This window comes from Microbacterium indicum DSM 19969, from assembly GCF_000422385.1.
Classification (GTDB): Bacteria; Actinomycetota; Actinomycetes; order Actinomycetales; family Microbacteriaceae; genus Microbacterium; species Microbacterium indicum.
In genome coordinates, this window is record NZ_AULR01000002.1 from 228,685 (window position 1) to 250,547 (window position 21,863).

Consider the following 21,863-nt stretch of genomic DNA (forward strand, 5'->3'; position numbering starts at 1 on the left):
AGGACGGACGATGACCGGACCGATCGATGCCATCAGCCGCGCGCAGATGCGGAGGCGCGGGTTCCTCGCGCTCGCGGGGATCTCCCTCGCGGGTGCGCTCGCGGCCTGCGCCGGCCAGCCCACCACGACGAAGCATCTCAGGCTGTCGTCCTGGAACATCCCGCTCGACCTCGACTCGTATCAGGAGATGGCCGACCGGTTCGTCGCCGATCATCCCGGGACGAGCGTCGCGGTGGAGGTGACGACCGGCGCATTCCACCAGTGGTTCATCAGCCGGCTCGCCGCCGACCTCGCGCCCGACATCATCCGGATCACGCCGCAGCAGATCGGCCGCTACGCCGCCAACGGCAGCCTGATCGACCTGAGCTCGGCGATCCCGGCCGACTACCGCGGCGACTACTCCGACGCGTTCTGGGCGATCGGGGCACGGGACGACGGGATCTACGGCATCTTCCAGCACACCGACAACTTCATCGCCTACTTCAACCGCGGGGTCATGGAGGAGATCGGCGTGACGCCGCCCGACGCGATCGACAGCGCCTGGCGCTGGGATGAGTTCCTCGAGATCGCGACGGAAGCGAAGAAGGTCACGGGCCGATACGGCTTCGGATACGGGTGGGGCGGGGCGGAGACGGCCTACCGGTGGCTGCCGATCGTCTACCAGAACGGCGGGGCGTTCCTCGGCGACGACGGGCTCACGCCGAGCATGGACTCGGAGGAGGCGATCGGCGCGCTGGAGTTCGGGCGCCGGTGGTACGCCGACGGCCTCGTCTCGCAGAGCAACATGACGAAGTCGGGCGGCGGCGACGTCGCGCGCAACATGTTCCTCACCGGGCAGATCGGCCTCATGCTCAACAACCCCGAGTCGATCGCGCAGCTCGACGAGGAGATGCCCGGCGAATGGGGAACGACGTACATGATCCGGAACGTCGGCGAGGCCTCCGACCTCGGCGGCAACGCGCTCGCCGTCACGAAGTCCAGCCGGAACCCCGAGCTCGCAGCGGAGCTCGTCGCCTATCTGACGAGCCGCGAGAGCGCCATCAAGTTCTGCCACGACGGCAACTGGCTGCCGGCCCGCTCGTCGCTCACCGCGGCCGACATCGGCTACGCCGCGAACGAGGACACGATGCAGCGCTTCATCGACCAGGGCGGGCGGATCCCCATCGAGCTCGTCCGTGCCGAGTCCGGGGAGTACTTCAGCTCCCTGAACCAGGTGTTCGCCGACTACGCCGACCTGTGCTTCCTCGGGCAGCTGAGCCCGTCGGAGGCCTCAGCCCAGATGATGGAGGCGATGACCAGTGTCGCGTCGTAGGGGATCCCGGGCCGCATACCTGTTCGTCGCGCCCGCGACGCTGCTGTTCCTCGGCTTCTCGCTCGTCCCGATCGTGACGGCGCTCCTCCTGAGCTTCCAGGAGACCGCGACGCTCGGGGACGGGCGGTGGGTCGGAGGGGCGAACTTCGCGCGTCTCGCGACGGACCCGCTGTTCTTCACCTCGCTGCGGAACACTGTCGTGTTCACGATCGGCACCGTGCCGACCGCCATGATCGTCGGCCTCGCGCTGGCGGTCGCCCTCAATCGCCCGATGCCGGGGCGATCGGTGCTCCGTGCGCTGTTCTTCGTGCCGATGGTCGCGGCCGGGGTCGTGGTCGGCGTCGTGATGTCGTGGATCTTCAACGCCGACTACGGCGTCGCGAACAACCTCCTCACGGCGCTCGGGCTCGACCGGATCCCGTGGCTCACCTCCCAGGGGTGGGCGATGTTCACTCTCGTGATCGTCGTCGTCTGGACCCGCATCGGGTTCTGCATGGTGATCTATCTGGGCGCGCTCCAGTCGGTTCCGCCCGAGCTGAAGGAGGCGGCGTCACTCGACGGCGCGAGCCGGTGGTCGCGGTTCTGGCACGTCACCTGGCCGCTCCTGCGACCGACGACGTCGATCCTGCTGATCCTCAACGTCGTGTTCTCGCTCCAGGCGTTCGACGTCATCTACGTGATGACGGGCGGAGGGCCGGGCTTCTCGACGACGGTCCTCATCCAGTACGTGTTCCGCGCCGCTTTCGTCGACGCGCGCATGGGCTACGCGGCCGCCCTCGGGCTCGTGCTCGTCGCGATCCTGCTGATCTTCACGCTGCTGCGGCAGCGAGCCACGAAACGGGCGGAGGAAGTCCTGTGACAACGCACACCGCGAATCTCGTCGTCCCCGGCGATCGCCGGTCGCGCCGGCGGGTCGACCGCGCGAACTACGGGCGCCGCACCTGGGTGCTGTTCGCGATCCTCACGGCGACCGCGATCCTCATGGTCTTCCCCGTGTACTGGATGTTCGTCTCAGCGCTCACACCGGGAGGCCAGTCGCAGAGCAGCGAGTTCTATCTCTTCCCGTCGAGCCCGACGTTCGACAACTTCACCGAGGTGTTCGCGTCGCAGCCGGTGTGGCGATGGCTCGGGAACTCGATCTTCATCTCGACCATCGGCACCGCTCTGAGCGTGGTCGTGTCGCTGCTCGCGGGATACGGCCTCGCGAAGTTCCGATTCCGGGGCCGTGGGGCGATCTACGCCGGCTTCCTCGTGACGATCATGATCCCGATCCAGGTCACGCTCGTGCCGTCGTTCCTCATCGTCGCGCGACTCGGCCTCGTCGACACCCCGTGGGCGGTGATCCTGCCGACGCTGTTCGACGTCGTCGGCATCTTCATCGCCCGTCAGTTCATGCTGAGCGTCCCCGATGCGCTGCTCGAAGCGGCTCGTCTCGACGGAGCGAGCGAGTTCCGCGTGTTCTTCAGCGTCGTCCTGCCGACGACGGGGCCGCTCGTCGGCGTCCTCGTGATCCTCGGGTTCATGAACAGGTGGAACGACTTCCTCTGGCCGCTCGTCGCGCTGCAGGGCACCGACGCCCTCACGATCCCCGTCGCGCTGTCGACGCTCACGAACAACCCGGCGTTCAGCTCGCCGTGGGGCGCCGTGATGGCGATCGCGACCGTGACGGTGCTGCCGCTCCTTCTGGTCTTCCTCGTGTTCCAGCGTCAGTTCGTGCAGGGCATCGCGAGCTCGGGTATCAAATGACCTGCTCCGCGCCGGCCGCGTCCACGATCATCCGTGCGGTGCGGTCGGCGCGGAAGTGGTCGTCGGCCGTGAGCGTCACGACGGCGTCGCCCGCGAAGATCACGAGCTGGCCGCCCGATCCGTGCAGCCGCCAGGCGTCGCCCGGACCCTTCCATCCGCCCATCGCGTACCCGTCGTAGGCGGGTTCGCCGTACGCGGGATCCCAGTCGCCGTGCATGCCGTCGATCCACGCCGCGTCGACGATCCGCTCGCCGTCGACCGTCCCGCGGTCGGCGATCAGCGCACCGACGCGCGCGAGCTCGTCGGTCGTGAGGAGGAGGCCCTCGCCCGCGAGGACGAACCCCCGGGGGCAGCGCTCCCACCGGGCGTCGGCGATGCCGAGGGGATCGAAGAGGCGCGGCTGGAGCCACGCGACGACGTCGCCGACCCGCGCCGCCAGCGCGCGCATCGCGACGTACGTGCTCGCGCTCGCGTACTGGAATCGCCGCCCCGGCGTCGGACGCGAGAGGAATTCGAACGCGACGTCGTCGTGATCCTGGAAGGTCGTGGGCGACCAGGGGAAGTCGACGCCGCTCGTCATGGTGAGGAGGTGGCGCAGCGTCACGCCGTCGGTGCCGTCTCCGAGCGCCGCGCCGGGGAACGCCGGCGCGACGGGCTCGTCGGCAGAGAGGATCCCCTCCCGCTCGGCGATGCCCATCGCGATGACGGCGACGCCCTTCGCCGCCGACTGGACGTCTTCGCGGACCTCGGGCGTCCAACGGTGCCGCGCAGTGTCGGAGCCGACGCGCACGTGGAGACCGTGCCCCGCGAAGCCGATCTCGGCGACCCCGTCGATGATGCGGTCGCGGAGGGCTTCGGCGCGGGACATCCCCCGATTATCGCCGATCCCGCTATTGCTCAGTTGTTATAACGCGAGTAGAATAAGAACATGCTCGTCCGCATCGATCCGACCCGCGCCGAGCCGGTCTTCGCCCAGATCGCGGGATCCGTGCGCGCCGACATCGCGGCGGGTCGCGTGCGGGCGGGGGAGCGGCTGCCCGCGGCGAAGGAGGTCGCCCAGGCGCTCGACATCAATCTCCACACGGTGCTGCACGCATACCGCGAGCTGCGCGACGAGGGGCTGATCTCGATGCGGCCGGGGCGGGGGGCCGTCGTCGCCGAGCTCGGGGCCGCCCTCGCCGAGATGCAGGGCGAGATCGACCGGCTCGTCGAGCGCGCCGCGGCGCTCGGCATCGACGGAGACACGCTCGCGTCGCTGGTCGCCGAGACGACGCACGATCGGAGAGGAACGACACGATGACCGACACCGTTCAGCGCGCTCGCAGAGCCCGGAGGCGATACCTCCGCGTCGCCGTCGTCGTGCCGCTCGTCTTCTACGCGCTGCTGATGATCGCCGGGGTCGCGGCGCTCCCGCTCCTTCCCGACCCCGTTGCGACGCACTGGGGGTTCTCCGGGCCGCCCAACGGGTTCAGCCCGCGGTGGACGCTGCCGCTCATCATGTCGGGGATCGGCATGATCGTCACGCTCATCGTCGCCGTGGTCCCGCTCGTCGCCGAGCGGATGCCGCCCGAAATGGTCCGCGGCGCCACCTCGTACCGGTGGCTCGCCGCCGTCGTGTGGGGCGAGACCGCCCTGATCGGCGTCCTCGCGGTCGTGACGACCGCGATCCAGGTCGGGGCCGACGACGCCCGAGGGGTCGAGCTGCCCGCGTGGTGGATCCTCGCTGCGATCGCGGGGGCCGCGTCGGCCGGAGTGTGCGGGTACCTCCTCACGATCGACGCGCCCCGCGGCGACGCGGAGCCGGTGCAGCCGGACGCGCTACGGCTCGGCGCCAGCGAGACGGCGGTCTGGATCCGCACCACCCGGATCGCGCGGACGGGCCTGATCGTCACGGTCTCGGCGCTCGCCTTCGCGGTCGTCGTCGGAGGCGGGGCGATCGTGCTCGACGTGACGGCGCATGGATCCGTCAGCGCGGGGTCGATCGTCGCGGCGACCGCCGTCGGGGTCGCGCTCCTCGCGGTCGTCGCGTGCACGTCGTTCCGGGTGCGCATCGACCGTTCGGGCCTCGAGGTCCGCAGCGTCGTGGGCTTCCCGCGCACGCGCATCGCGCGCGAGGACATCGCGTCGGTCGAGGTCGTCCAGGTGAACCCCATGGGCGAGTACGGCGGGTGGGGCTGGCGCTACGGAGCGGCGGGCACGGGGATCGTCACGCGGGCGGGGGAGGCGATCCGCGTCCGGCGCCGCAGCGGCAGGGCGTTCACGGTGACCGTCGACGACGCCGCGACGGGGGCGGCGCTCCTGCGCGCGGTCAGCCCTACGATCGAGGAATGACGACAGGGCGGATCGCGACGATCGCGGGGGCGAGCGGGTTCATCGGGACCGCTCTCCGGAAGGCACTCGAGACCGAGGGGTACGAGATCCGCACGATCGGGCGCTCCGGGCCGGTCCGGTGGGGCGACGCCGACGCGATCCGCGCCGCGGTCGACGGCGCCGACCTCCTCGTCGGCCTCGCCGGCAAGCCGATCGACAGCCGGTTCACCGACCGCAACCGCGACGAGATCCTCCGGTCGCGCGTCGAGACGACCCGCGAGCTGCACGCCGCGGTCGCCGACTCCGAGAACCCGCCGCGTGTCTGGATCAACGCGTCGACCGCCGCCATCCTGCGCACGGCGATGGACGGCCCGCAGGACGACGTGACCGGCGAGATTGGGTGGGGCTTCACCGCCGACGTCGCCCGGGCATGGGAGGACGCGTTCTTCGCGGGGGACCTGCCGCACACGCGCCGCGCGGCCTTCCGGATCTCGATCGCGATCGGCGACGGGCCCGCGACGAAGCTCTTCCTCACGCTCGGGCGGCTCGGCCTCGGCGGCCCGCAGCACGACGGCTGGTGGCCGCACCACGACCGCTACCGGGGCACGGGCCCGCATCCGTCGCGCGACAGCTTCGACACCCTCCGCACGAACGGCCACCAGCGCGTCAGCTGGGTCCACATCGACGACCTCGTCCGGGCGGTGCAGTTCGTGCGCGACCACGACGCCGTCGACGGCCCGATCGTCCTCGCGACGCCCGAGACGCCCGACAACCGCGAGTTCATGGCAGCCGTGCGCCGCGCCGTCGGGATGCCGGTGGGGCTGCCGTCGTGGCGCTTCATGGTCGAGCCCGCGATGTGGGTCATGCGGACGGAGTCGGAGCTCGTGTTCCAGAGCAGGTGGGTCACGCCGACGAAGCTCACGGACGCCGGGTTCGTGTTCGAGCACACCGACCTCGAACAGGCGCTCCGCGAGGTCGCCGCGCGCGGGAAGGCGAAGCGATGAGGGAGCCGCGCATCGAGATCGCGTTCTGCACGCAGTGCCGCTGGAACCTGCGCGCGCTCTGGTACGCGGGCGAGCTCATGCAGTCGTTCACGCACGAGGAGATCGGCGAGGTCGCGCTCGTACCGACGACGGGCGGGGTGTTCCGGATCAACGTGGGCGACGAGATGGTGTGGAACCGGTCGCGCGACGGCGGCTTCCCCGAGATCGCCGAGCTCAAGCGGCGCGTGCGCGACATCGTGGCGCCCGGGAAGCCGCTCGGCCACACCGACCGGGCCGGAGCGGCGTCAGCCGACTGAGAGCGGGCCCGTGTCGTCGCTGCGGTCGCGCGGCTCGGGCGCCTTCTCGCCCGCCGCGTCGATCCGGGTGCGGATCCGCGCGACGAGTCGCGCCGCAGCTGCCCACGCCCGTCGGGCGCCCGCCGCGATCGCCCGGCCCGCCCGCGGAAGATCACGGCGCCAGCCGCCGTCGACGAAGAACCGACGGAACCACGCCTTGCCGGGGCCCGTCCCTGCGTCGTGCACGAGGCGCACGACGAGCACCGCTCCGAAGAGCAGCGCGGCCGCCCCGACGATGGCGACCAGGAACACGAGCAGGAGCCCGACGAGCAGCAACGGCGTGACCTTTCGGCAAGGCGCGGATGAGGACGCTCCGATGGTAGGTCTCGCCCGAGATCGGCCCCGCTATTGGGATCGCGCGCCAGGCGTGTCTCGAGGTCACGTTTCGGACACGGCTGGCGCATCGGAATCGCATCGGCGGGATTCAGCGCGCGTTCACCCGGGAGACACCCGCCGCACGCCGGGGGTTCAACCTCCTGACGGATCCTGCTCCGACGGGCGCGTTCGCGCTCGGATCCGGAGAACCGTGCGGAGGGGTGCATGCCGAAGGCCGACGTTCCCGTCGCCTGGGTGGAGTCGCCCCTGCAGCTGATCGGCGCCGCAGAGTGGGCGCACGCCCACCGAAGCCGCGTCGACGTGGCGGGCCGGCTCGCGGTGCAGGTCGAGGAGACCGCCGCCGAACTCACGCGCCGCGGCGCGGGCTTCGCGGCGCAGGCCGGCTACTGGGGCATCCCGTGGCGCGCCCTCGCCGCGCACGACCACTGGCTCGTCGGCGACGGGTTCTCGGGTCAGTTCCGCCTCGCCGTCGCGGTGCTCAGGCCCCGGCGACTCACCTTCCTCGACGACGGGCTCCAGGCGATCGCGTTCGCCGACGCCCTCACCGGATCCCTTCCCTACTCGCGACCCGGCGTGGCAGAGCGGGGGCTCAGCCGCCGGGTCGCGCCCTTCGCGCTCGATCACATGCGCCTGCGCGCGGCGGCGGGGGCCGCCGACGTGTTCACGGCGTTCCCCCTCGGGGACGAGCGCGCGGGGAGGCTGGCCGACCTCGGGGTGAGCGTCGGCCGCCACGACTTCGAGTGGCTGCGCGCCTCGGCGCCCAGCCGCGACGTCCGGCGGGCGCTCGCCCACGACCGGATCGTGCTCGGATCGGCGAACGTCGAGGACGGCCTCGTCGACCGCGACCGATACCTCGCGTGGGTCGCGCAGCGCGTGCGCGGCGGCGCCGACTACCTCCCGCACCGCCGCGAGAGCGACGAGCTCCTCGCTGCGGTCCGCGCGTTGCCCGGCGCGCACATCGTCTCGCTCGGCCTTCCGGTCGAGCTGGTCCTCGCGGGCGACGACCGCCCGCGGGACATCGTGACCCTCGGGTCGAGCGCCGCGGTGACGCTGCGGCGCGTGCTGCAGGGATCCGGCGCCGTCGTGCGCGAGATCCCGTTCGGACAGAGAGAAGGACAGCGCTCATGAGCGTGACCATCGGATCGCACCAGGTCGGCGGCGGCGCCCCGGCGTTCGTCATCGCCGAGATCGGCCTCAACCACAACGGCTCGGTCGACATCGCCAAGCAGCTCATCGACGTCGCGACCGACGCGGGGGCCGACGCGGTCAAGTTCCAGAAGCGCACGCCCGAGATCTCGACGCCCGAGCACATGAAGGACACGCCCCGCGAGACGCCCTGGGGCACCATGACGTACCTCGAGTACCGCTACCGCGTCGAGTTCGACCGCGAGCAGTACATCGAGATCGGCGACTACGCGACGATGCGCGGCCTCGAGTGGTTCGCGTCGCCGTGGGACGTCCCCTCCGTCGCGTTCCTCGAGGACCTGAACGTCGCGGCCCACAAGGTCGCGTCGGCGAGCATCACCGACATCGAGCTGCTCGAGGCGCTGCGCGACACGGGCAAGCCGATCATCCTCTCGACGGGCATGTCGACGATGGACGAGATCGACCGCGCGATCGAGACGGTCGGCACGTCGAACCTCGTCGTCATGCACGCGACCTCGACGTACCCGATGGAGCCGAACGAGGCGAACCTGCGCATGATCCCCGTCCTGCGCGACCGCTTCCCCGGAGTTCCGGTGGGCTACTCGGGCCACGAGCGCGGCCTGCAGATCTCGCTCGCCGCCGTCGCGATGGGCGCGCAGTCGGTCGAGCGCCACATCACGCTCGACCGCACGATGTGGGGATCCGACCACGCCGCCTCGCTCGAGCCGAGCGGCCTCAAGACCCTCGTGCGCGACATCCGCATCATCGAGGAGGCGCGCGGCGACGGCGTCAAGAAGGTCTTCCCCGGCGAAGAGGCGCCCAAGGCCAAGCTGCGCCGCGTCGGCGCGTGACGCCTGCCCCCGAGGGCGGACGTCTCCGGGTCGTCGCGGTCGCCGACACCGACTCGTACGTGAAGTGGGCGGCGGCGCTCGTCGCCGACCCGCGGGTCGACGGATCGCTCGTCGTCGTCGACACCGAGCTCGTCGTCACGGACGCCCAGCTCGAGGCGGCGCTCGCGGGCACCGATCTCGATCCGTCGCGTGCGCGGCGGGCGGCCTTCGACGAGCTGCCCGCGCGGCTCGCGGGGGCCGACGTCGTGCTCGCGGCCGCCCCGGGCCCGCTCGTGAGGGTCGTCGCCCGCGAGGCCGCGAAGCTCTCGCCGCGGCCCGTCATCGCGACGGGGCTGCCGGGGATCTCGATCCCCGCGACGTGGAAGGCGCTCCACTTCCGGCGGCAGTGCGACATGTTCGTCCTGCACTCGCACCGCGAGATCCGGGCCTTCGGCGAGCTCGCGGCCGAGCGGGGGATCCCGCAGCGCTTCGCGCTCGCGAGGCTTCCGTTCGTGAAGCGGGCCGAAGGCATCGAGGCACGCGGAACCGACCTCGTGTTCGCCGCGCAGGCCCTCGTTCCGCGCGCCCGCGATGATCGTCTGCGCCTCGCAGCGCTGCTCATCGAGGCCGCGCGGGCCGAGCCCGCGAAGCGCGTCGTCGTGAAGCTGCGCGGCCGGCCGGGGGAGGCGCAGACGCACTTCGAACAGGATCCGTTCACCAAGCTCATCGACGAGATCGGCGGCGCGCCCGCGAACCTCGTCGTGTCGTACGCGCCGATGGGCGAGGCGCTCGCGACCGCCGAGGGCCTCATGACCGTGAGCTCGACGGCCGCGATCGAGGCGGCGGCCCAGGGCGTCCCCGTCATCGCGCTCGACTCGTTCGGGGTGACGGACAAGCTCATCAACGTCGTGTTCGAGGGCAGCGGGCTCCTCGCGGGGGACGAGGCGGTCGTCGGACGCGCCTTCCGGCTGCCGGATCCCGCCTGGGTCCGCGACAACTACTTCCACGACCCCGCCGACGACACCTGGATCCAGACGGCCGAACGTCTCGTCGCGCGGCGACGGCTCGGCGAGCTCCCGCCGAGCCGCGTGCCGTTCCGCCTCGGCGGAGAGCTGCGGGACGTGTGGGAGCGCCGGCTCGCGCTCGGCGACCGCGACCGCTCGCTCGCGGGCCGCGTCGCCTACCGGATCGGCGTGCCGCTGCGCGAGGTCGTGCGCGTCTACCGCCGCCTCGCGACGCGCATCCGGTCGCTGCGATACGCGAAGATGGAGGGGTGACCACCCCTCAGATCGGCCTGCTGCTCGACGTCGACGGACCCATCGCGAGCACCCGCACCCGCACCGTCCGCGTCCCTTCGATCGTTCCCGACCTCGTCGCGATCGCGCGGGCCGGGAACCCCGTGATCTTCAACACGGGCCGCTCGGCCGACTTCCTCGGGGAGCGCGTGATCCCGCTGCTCGTGGACGCGGGCCTGCCCGCCGACGCGCCCGTGTGGGGCGTCGGCGAGAAGGGCGGGACCTGGTTCGAGCTCGGCGGCGACGTGCACCAGGACGACGCCATGCGCCCGCCGCAGGAGCTCTTCGACGCCGTGCGGGCGATCGCCGGCCGCCACTCCGACGTCATGTTCTTCGACGAGACGAAGCGGACGATGATCTCGATCGAGCACCACGTCGACGTCGCGAACGAGGACTTCCTCGCGATCCGCGACGACATGGCCGCGGAGATCCAGGCTCACATCGAGCGGCTGGGGCTCGTCGGCACGATCGACGTGTACCCGACCGTGATCTCGATCGACGTCGAGCACCGCGACAGCGGCAAGGCGCTCGGCGCGCGCCGCGCCCTGCGGCTCATCGCCGACCGGGGCCTCGAGGCCCCGCGTCGCTGGTTCACCGCGGGCGACTCCGGTCAGGACTACGACATGTCGACGCAGCTCCACGAGCTGGGCTTCGAGACGACGCACCTCGACGTGCGGCCCACGGGCGACGCGCGCGACGAGCCGTACGCGGTCCTGCGCGAGGTCCCGCGCTTCGACGAAGGTGTCGCCGAGGACGACCTGACGGCGGCGCACCTCGCCCGCATCCGCGCCGACCTCGGGGCCTGAGGCGCGCCGCCGCCGAACGCGGCGGCGCGCCTCCTGCGCTCAGGGTCGGCCGCGGCGCCTCGCCTGTTCGACGGGGTCGGGGACGGGGAGCGAGGCGATGAGCCTGCGCGTGTAGTCGTCGCGCGGGTCGCCGAGCACGTCGGCCGTGCGGCCCTGCTCGACGATCGACCCGCGGTGCAGCACCGCGACGCGGTGCGCGAGCATGTCGACGACCGCGAGGTCGTGCGTGATGAACAGGCAGGCGAAACCGAATCGGCTCTGGAGCTCGGTGAACAGATCGAGCACCGTCGCCTGCACCGACACGTCGAGCGCGCTCGTGGGCTCGTCGGCGATCAGGAGCTTCGGGTCGAGCGCGAGACCGCGGGCGAGGGACGCGCGCTGGCGCTGCCCACCCGAGAGCTCATGCGGGAAGCGATCAGCGAAGTCGGCGGGCAGCTCGACGGCCTCGAGGAGCTCGACGACCCGGTCGCGCGCGCCCCCGACGTCGCGCGCGACGCCGTGCACGATGAGCGGCTCGGCGACCGCCGCGCCGATCGTGATGAGCGGATTGAAGCTCGACGCCGGATCCTGGAACACGAAGCCGAGGTCGCGCCGGCGCGGGCGCAGGTCTCGCTCGCGAGCCCCGTTCATCTCGACGCCCAGCACCTCGAGCGATCCGCCGGTGACGGGAGTGAGCCCCGCCATCGCACGGCCGATCGTCGACTTCCCGGAGCCCGACTCGCCGACGAGCCCCAGGACCTCCCCGGGCCGGATCTCGAAGTCGACCCCGTCGACCGCGAGGAAGCCCTCCCGGCCGAACCGGCCGGGGTAGCGGATCTCGAGGCCCCGCGCCGCGACGACGGGCGCCGCATCGGTGTCGCCGTCGAAGGCGCGGTCGGCGATCTCGAGCCGAGGGACGGCCGCGAGCAGCTTGCGCGTGTACTCAGCGCGCGGCGCCGCGAAGAGCTCGCCCACCGGCGCGGTCTCGACGATGTCGCCGCGGTACATGACCGTGACGCGGTCGGCGAGATCGGCGACGACGCCCATGTTGTGGGTGATGAGGACGATCGCGGTGCCGAACTCGTCGCGGACGCTGCGCAGCAGGTCGAGGATCTCGGCCTGCACCGTGACGTCGAGCGCGGTCGTCGGCTCGTCTGCGACGAGAACCCGCGGCCCCATCGCGAGCGCCTGGGCGATCACGATGCGCTGCTTCTGCCCGCCGGAGAACTGGTGCGGGTAGTCGTCGACGCGCGCGGCGGGCTCGGGGATCCCGACCTTGCCGAGGATCTCGATGGCCTCGGCGCGCGCCTGCTTCTTCGAGATCTTCCTGTGCGCCCGGAGGCCCTCGGCGATCTGCCACCCGATGGGATACACGGGGTTGAGCGCCGTCATCGGCTCCTGGAAGATCATCGCCGCCTCGGCGCCCCGCACCCCGCGCAGCTGAGCGGGGGAGAGCGACACGACGTCGGTGCCGTTGACGATAACGGCCCCGTGCTCGGTCGCGGTGTCGGGGAGGAGGCCCAGGAGCGCCCGCGCCGTGACGGTCTTCCCGGACCCCGACTCGCCGACGATCGCGAGGACCTCCCGGTCGCGGACGTCGAGCGAGATGCCGTGGACCGCGTGCACGTTGCCGCCGTCGGTCGCGAACGTGACGTCGAGCGATCGGATGTCGACCGCGAGCTGATCGGCGCTCACCGCGCGACCTCCTTCTTCTTCTCCGCGCGCCGGCGCGTGCGCAGGCGCGGGTCGGCGAGGTCGTTGAGGCTCTCGCCGACGAGCGTCATGCCGAGCACGACGAGGACGATGGCGAGGCCGGGGAAGACGGCGGTCCACCAGCGGCCGGCCGTCACGTCCTCGACCGCGCGGTTGAGGTCGTAGCCCCACTCGGCAGCGGCGCTCGGCTCGATGCCGAAGCCGAGGAAGCCGAGCCCCGCGATCGTGAGGATCGCCTCCGACGCGTTGAGCGTGAAGATCAGCGGGAGGCTGCGGGTCGCGTTGCGCAGCACGTGGCGGAGCATGATCCGCCAGGTGGAGGCGCCGATGACGCGCGCCGACTCGACGTAGGCCTCGGCCTTGATCCGCACCGTCTCGGCGCGCACGACGCGGAAGTACTGGGGGATGAACACGACCGTGATCGAGATCGCGGTCGCGAGGATCCCGCCCCAGAGATCCGATTGGCCCCCCGTGATGATGATCGAGGCGACGATCGCGAGCAGCAGCGACGGGAAGGCGTAGATCGCGTCGTAGATCACGACGAGCACGCGGTCGATCCATCCGCCGAGGTAGCCGGAGACGACGCCGATGAGGATGCCGAGGAACAGGCTCATCACGACCGACACGATGATCACAAGGACCGCGGTCCGCGCGCCCCAGACGACGCGCGAGAGCACGTCGTAGCCGGCGATCGTCGTGCCCCAGAGGTGCTCGGCGCTCGGCGCCTGGCGCGGCGCGAAGTTGCCGGCGTCGCCCGCGAGCTGCGCATAGCCGTAGGGGGCGACGAGGGGCGCGAAGAGGGCGACGAGGAGGAACACGGCGCAGATCACGAGGCCCGTGACGAGCATGCCCCGCTGCAGGCCGACGGCCTGGCGCAGCTGCTTCACGACGGGGAGGCGGGAGAAGAGGGACTCCTGTGCCATGTCAGTACCTCACCCTCGGGTCGATGAACGCCGCGATGATGTCCACGATGAAGTTCGTCAGCGCCACGATGACGGCGAGGAGGGCGACGATGCCCTGAACCGCGACGTAGTCGCGCGCCTTCAGGAACTCGCTCAGCTGGTAGCCGAGGCCCATCCACTCGAACGTCGTCTCCGTGAGCACGGCGCCGCCGAGGAGCATCGCGATCTGCAGGCCGATGACGGTGATGATCGGGATGAGCGCGGGCTTGTACGCGTGCTTCCGCACGAGACGGAACTCGCTCACGCCGCGCGAGCGGGCGGCGTCGACGTACGGCGTCGCGAGGGTCCCGATCACGTTGGTGCGCACGAGGCGCAGGAACACGCCCGCGGTCAGGAGACCGAGCGCGAGGCCCGGGAGGACCGCGTGGGCGAGGACGTCGCCGATCAGGGCGCCGTTGCCCGTGCGGATCGCGTCGATCGTGTAGATCCCTGTCGCGCCGTCGAGGCGCGAGAGCAGCAGCTCCATGCGCGGCGAGGCGCGACCCGATGTCGGCAGGACGCCGAGCCACGAGCCGAAGACGAGCTTGAGCATGAGGCCGGCGAAGAACACGGGCGTCGCGTAGCAGAGGATCGCGAAGACGCGCAGGACCGCGTCGCCCCAGCGGTCGCGGATCGCGGCCGCGAGCATGCCGAGCGGGATGCCGACGACGAACGCGACGATCAGGGCGTAGAACGCGAGCTCGAGGGTCGCGCCTCCGTACCGCAGGAGCACCGAGGTGACGGGCTGGCCGTCGAGGGTCGTGCCGAAGTCGCCGCGGACGATCTGGCCGAGGTACTCGAGGTACTGGACGATCAGCGGACGGTCGTATCCGGCCGCTTCGATGCGCTCGGCCAGCTGGGCCGAGGTGAGCTGGCCGCCGAGGGCCGCCGTGATCGGATCACCCGTCACCCGCATCATGAGGAACACGGTCGTGACGAGGATGAAGATCGTCGGGAAGATCAGGAGGAAGCGGACGAGGACGTAGCGCCAGAGGGTCGTGCCCCCACGCGCCTTCCGCGCCGCGGGCGCCGCCGCCGGGGTCACCGGCAGCGGCGCCTGTGCGATGTCGGCCACGGATCAGCGGGTGAGCGGGGCCATGCGCAGCTGGAACTTCGTGTCGAGCACGAGCCCCTGAATGTCGCTCGCCGCCACGGCGACCTGCGCGCCCTGGAGGTACGGCACCGTCGAGAGGTCCTGCGCGACGAGGTCCTGGATCTGGCCGATGAGCGCCTCGCGCTCGTCGGGGTCGACCGTGGCCGCCTGCTGCAGGATCAGGTCGTTGACCTGCTGGTTCTCGTAGTGGTTCGCGAGGAAGTTCTCCGTCAGGAAGAACGGCGTGAGGTAGTTGTCGGCGTCGGAGTAGTCGGGGAACCAGCCGAGCTGGTACGCCGGGTAGACGTCGTTCACACGGTCGTCGGAGTACTGCACCCACTCGGTTCCGGCGAGCGTCACGTCGAACAGGCCCGTCGACTCGAGCTGCTGCTCGATGAGCGCGTACTCGTCGGCCGAGTTGGGGCCGTAGTGGTCGGGGCTGTACTGCAGCGAGAGCGCGACGGGCGTCTCGACGCCCGCGTCGGAGAGGACCTGCGCGGCGGCGTCGGCGTCGGGGCCGCCGTCGCCGTCGCCGTAGAGGCCCTTGAGCGACTCGGTCGCCCCCGCGAAACCGTCGGGAACGTACGAGTACAGCGGGGTGTAGGTGCCGTCGTAGACCTGCTCGCTCAGCGCATCGCGGTCGATGAGGTCGGCGACCGCCTGCCGGACCGCGAGCGCCTTGTCGGAGTCGGCGTCGTCGGTCGACGCGCCGAAGGGCTGCGTGTCGAAGTTGAAGACGATGTAGCGGATCTCTCCGCCCGGCCCGTCGTGCACCGTGAGCCCGTCGTCGGACGACAGGTCGGTCACGTCGCTCGGCGACAGGCTGCGGTACGCGACGTCGACCTCGCCCTGCTGGACGGCCAGCTTGAGGTTCGACGACTCGGCGTAGTAGTTGATGAGCACGCCGTCGTTGGCCGCGGCGTCGACGAGACCGACGTAGTTCTCGTTGGGCGTGAGCTCGACGAGCTCGTTGAACGTGTAATCGGAGATCGAGTACGGGCCGCCGAACGCGTTCGCCGCGACGATGTCGTCGTCGCTCGTGACCGAGTCGGCCGAGAAGCTCTCCTCGTCAACGATCGCGCCGGGGAAGCTCGTGAGGACGAGCGGGAAGGTCTGGTCGTTCTCGCTCTTGAGATGGAACACGACGGTCGTGTCGTCGGGCGCCTCGACCGAGTCGAGGTTGAAGAGCAGCGACGAGGGGCCGTTGGGATCCGCGATCGCGAGCTGGCGGTCGAACGTGAACTTCACGTCGCTCGACGTCAGGTCGTTGCCGTTCGCCCACGTCAGGCCCTCGGGGAGCGTGACGGTGTACTCGGTCGGCGACGTGAACTCGGCCGACTCGGCGAGGTCGGGGACGACGTCGGTCGACTCGGGCGCCGTGTTGACGAGATACGGGAACACCTGCGTCTGCAGCATGAGCGACCCGTTGTCGTACGAGCCTGCCGGGTCGAGGTGCGTCACCGAGTCGGTCGTGCCGACGATGATCTCGTCGCCGGACGACGAGCTCTCGCTCGAGGCGCAGGAGGCGAGGGCGAGGGCCGCGACGGCCGGGACGGCGACGAACAGGGCGCGCTTGCGCACCCGGGACGAGAGGGGCATGGGTGAATCCTTCGGGAGAGACCGATCGGGAGCGGGTCGTTCCGCTCTCAGGTTTTGCCCCATGCTCACACAGCTCGCGCGCAGAATGGCGCGACTGGTGTCGAATTGTGATGAGTCCGCGGACTTTTTACGTCACGGAAATGCGCACATCGCTCACGCGGCGACGGGCTGCTTCCATGCGTCGAGAAGCGCGCGTCGCAGGGCGTTTCCGCGCTTCGCGAAGGCGCGCTGCCGGCGCACGTACTCGGCCTTCCCTTCGGCCGTCTCGATCGCGACGGGCGACACGCCGTAGGCCGAGAGGTCGTAGGGCGCCGCCTCCATGTCGAGCAGGCGGATGTCGCGCGCGAGCTCGAAGGCGTCGAGCAGCAGCTCGCCGGGGACGAGCGGGCCGAGTTTGATCGCCCACTTGTACACGTCCATGCCCGCGTGGAGGCACCCGGGCTGATCCAGGTCGGGCTGCGTCTCGCGCGTCGGCGCGAGACGGTTGAGCGGCATCGCCTCGTCGGTGAAGAACCGGTAGGCGTCGATGTGCGTGCAGCGGAGGTCGTGCGCGTCGACGACGGCGTCGGTGCCCGCCTGTCCGAGCCGCAGCGGCTGCGGATGGCGGTGCTCACCCTGCCGGTAGACCATCGCCCACTCGTGGAGGCCGAAGCAGTCGAAGCCGCCGGGGCGATCCGCGACCCGGCGCAGCATGATCTCGATGAGTCGGGCGAGGGGCGCCTTCTCGGCCTCGAACGCCGCGGCGTCGACCTCGAGGGATCCGGGGGCGTCCGACGCCCGGTACCAGCGCCACGCCGCGCGCGGCTCGGCCGCCGCGTCTTCGAGCACGACGCCCGCGCCGGGATGCCAGCGGCGGAGCACGGCCGGCTTGTACCCGTAGTAGGTGAAGAGGAAGTCCCACACGGGGTGCTTCTCGCCGCGCCGCGCCCTCTCGCGGTGCGCCGCCGTGAGCGCGTCGGCGCGCGCCTCGTGGGCGAGCTCGCGCTCGCGCCACTCGGCGCGCGACAGGACGATCACGGGGACCTCAGCGGGCGAGGACCGCGCTCATGGCGCGGGAGAGGTACCACGGATCGACGACCGCGGTCAGCTCGCGTGCCGAGTGCATCGACAGGATCGGCACTCCGACGTCGACGGTGCGGATCCCCAGCCGCGTCGCCGAGATCGGACCGATGGTCGATCCGCACGGCACCTGGTTGTTCGAGACGAACTCCTGGCTCGGCACCCCGGCGTCGGCGCAGGCGGAAGCCCAGGCCGCCGCCCCGTGGGCGTCGGTCGCGTAGCGCTGGGAGGCGTTGATCTTGAGGATCGGCCCGCCGCCCGCGACCGGCTGGTTCGCGGGGTCGTGGCGCTCGGGATAGTTGGGGTGCACGGCGTGGCCGACGTCGCTCGACACGTGCAGCGACGCGGCGAACGACCGCGCGCGGTCCTCGGCGCTCGCCCCGAAGGATCCGAGGATCCGGGTGAGGACCTCCTCATGGAACGGCCCGGCGGCGCCGGACCGGCTCGACGACCCGATCTCCTCGTGGTCGAAGGCCGCGAACATCGCGATCGACGACGCGGGGGCCGCGTGCTCGATCGCGGTGAGGCCCGCGTGCGTCGAGAGGAGGTTGTCGAGGCGGCCGCTCGCGAAGAGCTCGTCGCCCGCCCCGAAGGTGCGGGGCTCCTGTGCGTCGGCCGCGACGATGTCGAAGCCGCCGATCTCGTCGGGGGAGACCCCCGCCTCGGCCGCGAGCACGGCGAGGATGTCGGCCGACTCGGCGTCGCCGAGCCCCCATACCGGGGCCGTGTGCCGCTGCCTGTCGAGGGTCAGCCCGTCGTTGACGGAGCGGTCGAGGTGCACCGCGAGCTGCGGGATCCGCGCGATGGCGCCCGTCGAGACGAGGTGCTCGGATCCGTCGCGCGTCACGAGCCGGCCCGCGAGCCGCAGCTCGCGATCGAGCCAGGAGTTCAGCAGCGGGCCGCCGTAGACCTCCCAGCCGAGCTGACGCCAGCCGCCGGGGCCCATGGTCGTGGGCTTCGGCTTGAGCTTGAAGCTCGGCGAGTCGGTGTGCGCGCCCACGATCGCGAACGGCGTCGTGGCGCCGACCTCTGCGGGGAGGACGAACGCGATCACCGAACCGTCGCGGACGACGACGTTCTTCGAACCGGGCGCGAGATCCCAGGCCGCGCGTTCGTCGAGCTCGGCGAAGCCGGCGGCGACGAGGCGGTCGTCCGCGACGCGAGCCGCGTGGTACGACGAGGGCGACGCCTGGACGAAGGCGCCCAGGTCGGCGATGTGGGCGCGTGCGGCCTCGGGAACGGCCGTCACGAAGCCGCCGTGGTGCGCTTGCGCGACGCACGGCTCGTCTTGTCGCCGCTCGCCGCCTGGTCGGCGGCCTCCTGCGCGGCCTTCGCCGCGAGGAAGAGGCCCTCGCGGTTGAGGTGACGCGAGTAGCGGGCGTCGAGGTAGAGGACCGGCACGTCTCCCGCGGTCTTGATGAGCTCGGGGTAGAGCTCGTCCTTGATGGGGCCCGAGCCGCCGCCGTAGACGTAGACGACCTCGGTCGACTCGCCCGACTGGCTGAGCGTCTCGTCGAAGGCGCGGCGGATCTGCTCGACGAGGTGCTTGACGTCGGGCTCCACGAGGCGCTGCGCGCGCTGGTGGCGGCCGCGCTGCAGAGCCGTCGGGATCGTCTGGAGGAAGTCGGCGAGCTGCTTGCGGCTCGTGAAGCGCAGGTCGGCCTCGTCCTGGCGGTCGAGCGCGTTCTCGAGGATCGAGCCGTAGCCCATGTCGAGCGTCGACGCGGCCTCGGCGTTGAAGCGGCCGGCCGTGAAGACGGGGAAGTTCACGGTTCCCTCGCCCACGTCGATGCCGATCGTGTTCTGCGCGGCGACGAGGTCGGCGCCCGTGATGTCGGGCAGGAAGTTGAGCTCGCGCGAGCGGAGGTCGGTGAGCAGCGCCTTCGCGAGGGGCTCGCCCTTCTCGGTGATGGCGAACTGCGCCGAGGCGCCCTCGGCCTCGACCTGCACGTCGACGAACTCGAGGCGCACGCTGACCGGGGTGTTGAAGTTCTTGATCGTGACGAGGTGCACGGCGGTGCCCTGCGACCCGACGAACTCGCTCGCGTAGCCGTAGCGGCGCGTGACGAACTCGCTGATCGGGAGCGCGAGGCCCGCGCGGACCTCGACGCGCAGCTCGTGGTCGGGGAGCGCGCCGTTCTGGCGGACGTAGTCGCGCAGCGCCTTCGCGGCGAAGACGCCGAGCACGAGGATCTTGCTGAGCTGCTGGTCGGCCTTGCTCGCGTGGCCGTCGTGCACCTCGAACTCGTCGAACACCGATCCGCGCACGCTGAGCGCCGCGCGGCCGAAGATGCGGCGGTCGCTGTCGGACACGAGCGGCGACGAGAGCGACGCGTCGAGCCGGTTGTAGAAGTCCTGCTCGGCGTCCTCCATCACCTGCACGGCTTCGCTGTCGTCGATCGGCACCTTGGGCGACTGGCGCGGCGTCGCCACGATGGCGCTCGGCAGATCGATGCGATCGCGCGTCTCGGTGTCGGTGTTGAGGATCATGCCCTTGACGTAGCCGTTGCCGACATCGATGCCGCCGGTGAGGTGGATGGTGTCCGAGGAGGTCATGGGGGAGGTCCTTCTTTCCGAGGGGAGGGGGAGGGAGGGGTCAGAGGCCGAGGATGTCGTCGATCGCGGCGGCCGCGGCGCGGGCGTCGGCGCGCGACTGAGAGCCCTTCGGAGCGGCGCTCTTCTTCGGCGGGGCCGCCGGCGCCGTCTCCGGCTCGAGATCGAACGCGAGGTCGGGCTCGAGACGGGCCTCGACCTCGGGGGCAGGATCGGGGTCGACGACGTCGAACGGCTCGTCGGGGTCGCCGGGGAACGTCTCGGCGATGCGGACGGGGTTCTTCGGCGGGGTCACGGGCCTGTTGGCGACGTCGACGAAGCCCTCGCGGGCGACGGATTCGCGGATCAGGCGGCGGATCGACTCGGACGACGAGTACTGCGCATCGAGCCATTCGGAGACGGTCGTGTCGGCGGGCGGCACGGTGAGCTGCACCTTGCGTGGGGGCGCCGGGTTGGCCACGTGTTCGCTCCTTCGATCCAGGGGGCGCGACGGCTCGCCGTGGCGCACAGTGCCAAGCTACATCACGCCGTGAGGGGTTCGATCAGACGACTCCCGTTGTTGCGCACATTGCCCACGGCGCGGTCCACGGGATGCCACGCGAACGACTCCGCGACGCGCGGAGCGTCGTCGATCGCGGTGCCCAGGATGTCGAGCGGCTCGTCGACGTCGGTGTCGAGCCAGGTGTCGGCGTGATCGGCGTCGAGGAACACCGGCATGCGATCGTGGATCGACCCCAGGTCGCCGACCGACGAGCGGGTGAGGATCGTGAAGCTCAGGATCCACTCCTCCTCGGGCGACCGCCACCACTCGTACAGGCCGGCGAAGAACATCGGATCCCCCGACGCCGGGTGGATGAACATCGGCACCTTGCCGTTCTCATCGGTCTTCCACTCGTAGTAGCCCGTCGCGGGGATCACGGCGCGGCGCTTCGCGAGGGCCGGGGCGAACATGCGCTTCCGCGGCAGCTCGTCGGATCGGGCGTTGAAGGCGCGCTGGCCGATCGAGAGGTCCTTCGCCCAGCTCGGCACGAGCCCCCAGCGCGCGGCCTCCACGCGGCGGGTCGGGGGATCCGTCTTCGACGAGTCGAGGACGATCGCGGCCTGCTGGGTCGGCGCGATGTTGAAGCTCGGCTCCGGGAGGTCGTCGGCGATGAGATCGGCGCGCAGCTCGCCCACGAGCTCGCCTCCCACATTGGCCACGACGAATCGTCCGCACATGGGATTCACCTTAGAACCCCGATGGCGCCGGCTCACCGTGCCCTGCGATCCGGCTGAGAAGTGCATTCATTCGCATCGGATGGATACCCGGGAGGAAACACATGACAGCTCTGGACTACGCCCGCACGGCGTCGACCCAGGTGATCCGGAAGTCGCGCCGCATCGGACGGCGGGTCGCGGGAGCCATCGTCGGCGGTGCGGCGGCGCTGGGCCTCGGCTCGGCGATCGTGCTCTCGGCGCTCCACGTCTCGCCGCTCGTGATCATCTCGGGCTCCATGGAGCCCGGGTACCCCATCGGCACGATCGTGTACTCGCAGGAGGTCGACGCCTCGACCGTCGAGGTCGGTGACGTGGTCACGACCGACCGGTTCAACGGCCCGGGCACCGTGACGCATCGCGTGATCCGCATCGAGCAGAGCGAAGACGGACAGACGATCCTCACGCTCAAGGGCGACAACAACGACACGCCCGATCGAGAGACCTACACCGTGAGCGAGGTCGGCGTCACGCGGCTCGCGATCCCGTACATCGGTCTGCCGCAGCTGTGGGTCGAGAACGTGCTCGACATCGATCCGCTGACGGCCTGAG

General features: G+C 71.0%; 23 protein-coding genes. 12 read left to right on the plus strand and 11 right to left on the minus strand.

Annotation, left to right across the window (positions count from 1 at the left end):
• Positions 1-10 precede the first annotated feature (10 nt).
• Genes H576_RS0103720 through H576_RS0103730 form a run of 3 tightly spaced genes read left to right on the plus strand, consistent with a single transcriptional unit; the run spans position 11 to position 3,058 of the window.
• Complete coding sequence (locus H576_RS0103720; RefSeq protein ID WP_245559105.1) at positions 11-1,312, plus strand: ABC transporter substrate-binding protein; 1,302 nt, start codon at positions 11-13, stop codon at positions 1,310-1,312.
• The gene (locus H576_RS0103725; protein ID WP_029149824.1) at positions 1,299-2,171 is read left to right on the plus strand and encodes a carbohydrate ABC transporter permease; all 873 of its coding nucleotides are present in this window, start codon (positions 1,299-1,301) and stop codon (positions 2,169-2,171) included. Before H576_RS0103720 ends, H576_RS0103725 begins: the two co-directional genes overlap by 14 nt.
• Positions 2,168-3,058, plus strand: a complete 891-nt coding sequence (locus H576_RS0103730; RefSeq protein ID WP_245559106.1) for a carbohydrate ABC transporter permease — start codon at positions 2,168-2,170, stop codon at positions 3,056-3,058. Before H576_RS0103725 ends, H576_RS0103730 begins: the two co-directional genes overlap by 4 nt.
• Here the strand turns inward: H576_RS0103730 and H576_RS0103735 are convergent.
• Entirely contained in the window at positions 3,051-3,926 is an 876-nt protein-coding gene (locus H576_RS0103735) for a serine hydrolase domain-containing protein (RefSeq protein WP_029149826.1), read from the minus strand. The two genes, H576_RS0103730 and H576_RS0103735, sit on opposite strands and share 8 nt — an antisense overlap.
• 60 nt (positions 3,927-3,986) lie before the next feature.
• On the opposite strand from H576_RS0103735, the gene H576_RS0103740 reads away from it, so the two are divergent.
• From H576_RS0103740 to H576_RS0103755, 4 genes are read left to right on the plus strand one after another with little or no spacing between them, the layout of a single operon-like run.
• On the plus strand, positions 3,987-4,358 hold the full coding sequence (locus tag H576_RS0103740) for a GntR family transcriptional regulator (RefSeq protein WP_029149827.1): 372 nt from the start codon (positions 3,987-3,989) through the stop codon (positions 4,356-4,358).
• Complete coding sequence (locus tag H576_RS0103745; protein ID WP_029149828.1) at positions 4,355-5,389, plus strand: DUF1648 domain-containing protein; 1,035 nt, start codon at positions 4,355-4,357, stop codon at positions 5,387-5,389. The genes H576_RS0103740 and H576_RS0103745 overlap by 4 nt, the downstream gene beginning before the upstream one ends.
• Positions 5,386-6,372 (plus strand): DUF1731 domain-containing protein, encoded by a 987-nt coding sequence (locus H576_RS0103750; RefSeq protein ID WP_029149829.1) that lies wholly within the window; start codon positions 5,386-5,388, stop codon positions 6,370-6,372. Before H576_RS0103745 ends, H576_RS0103750 begins: the two co-directional genes overlap by 4 nt.
• Positions 6,369-6,668 carry an Rdx family protein gene (locus tag H576_RS0103755; RefSeq protein ID WP_029149830.1) on the plus strand — a complete coding sequence of 100 codons (300 nt, stop codon included), beginning with the start codon at positions 6,369-6,371 and terminating at the stop codon, positions 6,666-6,668. The genes H576_RS0103750 and H576_RS0103755 overlap by 4 nt, the downstream gene beginning before the upstream one ends.
• Here the strand turns inward: H576_RS0103755 and H576_RS0103760 are convergent.
• Positions 6,657-6,983, minus strand: a complete 327-nt coding sequence (locus H576_RS0103760; protein WP_029149831.1) for a hypothetical protein — start codon at positions 6,981-6,983, stop codon at positions 6,657-6,659. The genes H576_RS0103755 and H576_RS0103760 overlap by 12 nt on opposite strands.
• Before the next feature lie 264 nt (positions 6,984-7,247).
• Between H576_RS0103760 and H576_RS0103765 the strand changes: the two genes are divergently transcribed.
• Genes H576_RS0103765 through H576_RS0103780 form a run of 4 tightly spaced genes read left to right on the plus strand, consistent with a single transcriptional unit; the run spans position 7,248 to position 11,120 of the window.
• Positions 7,248-8,171 (plus strand): hypothetical protein, encoded by a 924-nt coding sequence (locus tag H576_RS0103765; protein ID WP_029149832.1) that lies wholly within the window; start codon positions 7,248-7,250, stop codon positions 8,169-8,171.
• Positions 8,168-9,040, plus strand: coding sequence for an N-acetylneuraminate synthase family protein (locus tag H576_RS0103770; RefSeq protein ID WP_029149833.1), 873 nt, complete (start codon positions 8,168-8,170; stop codon positions 9,038-9,040). Before H576_RS0103765 ends, H576_RS0103770 begins: the two co-directional genes overlap by 4 nt.
• Positions 9,037-10,296, plus strand: coding sequence for a DUF6716 putative glycosyltransferase (locus tag H576_RS14185; protein WP_036319115.1), 1,260 nt, complete (start codon positions 9,037-9,039; stop codon positions 10,294-10,296). Before H576_RS0103770 ends, H576_RS14185 begins: the two co-directional genes overlap by 4 nt.
• Positions 10,293-11,120, plus strand: coding sequence for a Cof-type HAD-IIB family hydrolase (locus H576_RS0103780; protein WP_051172117.1), 828 nt, complete (start codon positions 10,293-10,295; stop codon positions 11,118-11,120). Before H576_RS14185 ends, H576_RS0103780 begins: the two co-directional genes overlap by 4 nt.
• A gap of 39 nt (positions 11,121-11,159) precedes the next feature.
• Here the strand turns inward: H576_RS0103780 and H576_RS0103785 are convergent, their stop codons facing one another.
• The 9 genes from H576_RS0103785 to H576_RS0103825 all read right to left on the minus strand — a co-directional run bounded on the left by H576_RS0103785 (position 11,160) and on the right by H576_RS0103825 (position 21,275).
• On the minus strand, positions 11,160-12,794 hold the full coding sequence (locus tag H576_RS0103785) for a dipeptide ABC transporter ATP-binding protein (RefSeq protein WP_029149835.1): 1,635 nt from the start codon (positions 12,792-12,794) through the stop codon (positions 11,160-11,162).
• Positions 12,791-13,735 carry an ABC transporter permease gene (locus H576_RS14190; RefSeq protein ID WP_051172118.1) on the minus strand — a complete coding sequence of 315 codons (945 nt, stop codon included), beginning with the start codon at positions 13,733-13,735 and terminating at the stop codon, positions 12,791-12,793. The genes H576_RS0103785 and H576_RS14190 overlap by 4 nt, the downstream gene beginning before the upstream one ends.
• A gap of 1 nt (position 13,736) precedes the next feature.
• Positions 13,737-14,828 carry an ABC transporter permease gene (locus H576_RS0103795; RefSeq protein WP_425411265.1) on the minus strand — a complete coding sequence of 364 codons (1,092 nt, stop codon included), beginning with the start codon at positions 14,826-14,828 and terminating at the stop codon, positions 13,737-13,739.
• A gap of 3 nt (positions 14,829-14,831) precedes the next feature.
• Entirely contained in the window at positions 14,832-16,445 is a 1,614-nt protein-coding gene (locus H576_RS0103800; RefSeq protein ID WP_029149837.1) for an ABC transporter substrate-binding protein, read from the minus strand.
• A 153-nt stretch (positions 16,446-16,598) separates the two neighbouring features.
• Positions 16,599-17,462 carry a 3-methyladenine DNA glycosylase gene (locus H576_RS0103805; protein WP_425411266.1) on the minus strand — a complete coding sequence of 288 codons (864 nt, stop codon included), beginning with the start codon at positions 17,460-17,462 and terminating at the stop codon, positions 16,599-16,601.
• Positions 17,463-17,469: 7 nt separating this feature from the next.
• Entirely contained in the window at positions 17,470-18,753 is a 1,284-nt protein-coding gene (locus H576_RS16935) for a M18 family aminopeptidase (protein ID WP_029149839.1), read from the minus strand.
• The gene (locus tag H576_RS16940) at positions 18,750-20,060 is read right to left on the minus strand and encodes an acetate and sugar kinases/Hsc70/actin family protein (protein ID WP_029149840.1); all 1,311 of its coding nucleotides are present in this window, start codon (positions 20,058-20,060) and stop codon (positions 18,750-18,752) included. Before H576_RS16940 ends, H576_RS16935 begins: the two co-directional genes overlap by 4 nt.
• A gap of 40 nt (positions 20,061-20,100) precedes the next feature.
• The gene (locus H576_RS0103820) at positions 20,101-20,517 is read right to left on the minus strand and encodes a hypothetical protein (protein WP_156888118.1); all 417 of its coding nucleotides are present in this window, start codon (positions 20,515-20,517) and stop codon (positions 20,101-20,103) included.
• A gap of 62 nt (positions 20,518-20,579) precedes the next feature.
• Positions 20,580-21,275, minus strand: a complete 696-nt coding sequence (locus tag H576_RS0103825; protein ID WP_029149842.1) for an SOS response-associated peptidase — start codon at positions 21,273-21,275, stop codon at positions 20,580-20,582.
• Positions 21,276-21,376: 101 nt separating this feature from the next.
• On the opposite strand from H576_RS0103825, the gene H576_RS14195 reads away from it, so the two are divergent.
• Positions 21,377-21,862, plus strand: a complete 486-nt coding sequence (locus H576_RS14195) for a signal peptidase I (protein ID WP_051172121.1) — start codon at positions 21,377-21,379, stop codon at positions 21,860-21,862.
• The last annotated feature ends 1 nt before the right edge of the window (position 21,863 follow it).

Excerpts from the sequence above, each read along its gene's own strand:
- H576_RS0103720 (WP_245559105.1), top strand. The coding sequence starts at position 11 with ATGACCGGACCGATCGATGCCATCAGCCGCGCGCAGATGCGGAGGCGC.
- H576_RS0103735 (WP_029149826.1), bottom strand. The coding sequence starts at position 3,926 with ATGTCCCGCGCCGAAGCCCTCCGCGACCGCATCATCGACGGGGTCGCC.
- H576_RS0103740 (WP_029149827.1), top strand. The coding sequence starts at position 3,987 with ATGCTCGTCCGCATCGATCCGACCCGCGCCGAGCCGGTCTTCGCCCAG.
- H576_RS0103745 (WP_029149828.1), top strand. The coding sequence starts at position 4,355 with ATGACCGACACCGTTCAGCGCGCTCGCAGAGCCCGGAGGCGATACCTC.
- H576_RS0103750 (WP_029149829.1), top strand. The coding sequence starts at position 5,386 with ATGACGACAGGGCGGATCGCGACGATCGCGGGGGCGAGCGGGTTCATC.
- H576_RS0103755 (WP_029149830.1), top strand. The coding sequence starts at position 6,369 with ATGAGGGAGCCGCGCATCGAGATCGCGTTCTGCACGCAGTGCCGCTGG.
- H576_RS0103765 (WP_029149832.1), top strand. The coding sequence starts at position 7,248 with ATGCCGAAGGCCGACGTTCCCGTCGCCTGGGTGGAGTCGCCCCTGCAG.
- H576_RS0103770 (WP_029149833.1), top strand. The coding sequence starts at position 8,168 with ATGAGCGTGACCATCGGATCGCACCAGGTCGGCGGCGGCGCCCCGGCG.
- H576_RS14190 (WP_051172118.1), bottom strand. The coding sequence starts at position 13,735 with ATGGCACAGGAGTCCCTCTTCTCCCGCCTCCCCGTCGTGAAGCAGCTG.
- H576_RS0103800 (WP_029149837.1), bottom strand. The coding sequence starts at position 16,445 with ATGCCCCTCTCGTCCCGGGTGCGCAAGCGCGCCCTGTTCGTCGCCGTC.
- H576_RS16940 (WP_029149840.1), bottom strand. The coding sequence starts at position 20,060 with ATGACCTCCTCGGACACCATCCACCTCACCGGCGGCATCGATGTCGGC.
- H576_RS0103825 (WP_029149842.1), bottom strand. The coding sequence starts at position 21,275 with ATGTGCGGACGATTCGTCGTGGCCAATGTGGGAGGCGAGCTCGTGGGC.
- H576_RS14195 (WP_051172121.1), top strand. The coding sequence starts at position 21,377 with ATGACAGCTCTGGACTACGCCCGCACGGCGTCGACCCAGGTGATCCGG.